The organism is Sphingosinicella sp. (genome assembly GCF_052388015.1).
GTDB lineage: Bacteria > Pseudomonadota > Alphaproteobacteria > Sphingomonadales > Sphingomonadaceae > Allosphingosinicella.
On record NZ_JBQTIN010000050.1, the window covers coordinates 1 to 1657 of the forward strand.

Genomic DNA, 1657 nt, shown 5'->3' on the forward strand with positions numbered 1-1657 from the left:
CCCAGCTCGGTCCGCACCCATTCGGTGACGAACGGCTCGGCCGTCTCCCACATGTTGATGTCGGGATCGAGCGCGGTCGCGACCCCTTCCTCCATCACCATCGTCTTCTGCAACAGCAGCAGATGCGGCTGGACCTGCATGTCGAAATCGCGAGTGATCTTGAACAGCCCGTCGAGCATCTGGCTGACCGAGATGTCCTTGACCGGCAGGCCGCGCATCGGCTCGCCGACGGCCCTCAGGGCGGTCGCGAAGGCGTCGATGTCGTGGTGCGGCGGCACATATTGCGCCTCGAAATGGATCTCGGCGACGCGGCGGTAATTGCCGGTGATCAGGCCGTGCAGGATCTCGGCGAGCCAGACCCGCGCCCGCCGGTCGATTCGCCCCATGATGCCGAAGTCGATCGCCGCCAGCCGCCCGTCCGGCAGCGCGAACAGATTCCCCTGATGCAGGTCGGCATGGAAGAAACCATCGACCACCGCCTGGCGAAGAAAGGCGCGCACCAGGGTCGCGGCCAGCGCCTTCAGGTCATGGCCCGCCGCGACCAGCGCCTCCCGGTCGGTAAGCTTGATCCCCTCGACCCAATCGAGGGTCAGGACGCGCCGCGATGTGCGCGTCCAGTCGATCTCCGGGACGTGGAAGCCGCTTTCGGCGACGAGGTTGGCGCGCAGCTCGGAGGCGGCGGCCGCCTCCTGCCTCAGGTCCAGCTCGCGGTGCGTCCATTGCTTGAACGTCGAGATGACGAGGCGGGGGCGCAGCCGCCCCGCCTCGCCGCCCATCCCCTCGACCCGGGCCGCGGCCCATTCATAGGTCTCGATCGCCCTGGCGAAATCCGCCTCGATGTTCGGCCGCAGCACCTTGATCGCGACCTGCCGGCCCTCGGTGGTGACGGCGCGGTGGACCTGGGCGATCGAGGCGGCGCCGACCGGCTCCGGATCGATCTTAGTGAAAGCACTGTCGATCGGCCGGCCCAGCCCTTGCTCGATCGCCGCTCTGATCGCCTCGAACGGCGCCGGCGGCAGGCTGTCCTGAAGCAAGGCGAGGTCGGCCGCCGCCTCCTCGCCGACCAGATCGGGCCGCGTTGCCAGCGCCTGGCCGAGCTTGATCGCCGCCGGCCCGATCGCCTGGAAGGCGGCGGCATAATTGGGCACCGCCGGCACCTGCGCGCCGAAGCGGGCGAGGCGGCAGAGGCGGCGCACCGGCGGCGGCGTGTTCGGGTCGCGCTCGATGCCGCGCAACGCCCCGTGCCGCGCCAGCACCCGGCCCCATTTCAGCAGCCGCCAGACATGAACGATGGAAGCAGTCACACTTTCCAGCCGCTGTGGATAGCGACGAGGCCACCGAGGATCGGCGCGGCCTTTACGTTGCGAAAGCCCGCCGCTTCGATCATCGCCTTGAACGCGGCCATGTTCGGGAATCGCTCGATCGATTCGATCAGATAGCGATAGCTCGCCTCGTCCTTCGCTACCGCCTTGCCGATCCGCAGCACGATATGGCGCGAATAGCTCTCGTAGAGCGTCCCGAAGCCCGGCCAGTCGGTCTGCGAGAATTCGAGGCAGAAAAAGCGCCCGCCGGTCTTCAGCACCCGATGCGCTTCGGCGAGGGCGGCTGGAATGTCGGTGACGTTCCGGATGCCAAAGGCGATGGTATAGGCGTCGAA

Annotated in this window: 2 protein-coding genes; both read right to left on the bottom strand. The window is 67.9% G+C overall.

All coding sequences use genetic code 11. The features are described 5' to 3' along the window. Nucleotides 1-1304, bottom strand: a 1304-nt coding sequence (gene ubiB / locus ACT4N3_RS04535; RefSeq protein WP_444854021.1) for a 2-polyprenylphenol 6-hydroxylase, incomplete at its 3' end; no start/stop codon positions are given. Further along, the coding region (locus ACT4N3_RS04540) for a class I SAM-dependent methyltransferase (protein ID WP_444854022.1) at nucleotides 1301-1657 on the bottom strand (357 nt) is incomplete at its 5' end. The genes ACT4N3_RS04540 and ubiB, both read right to left, overlap by 4 nt.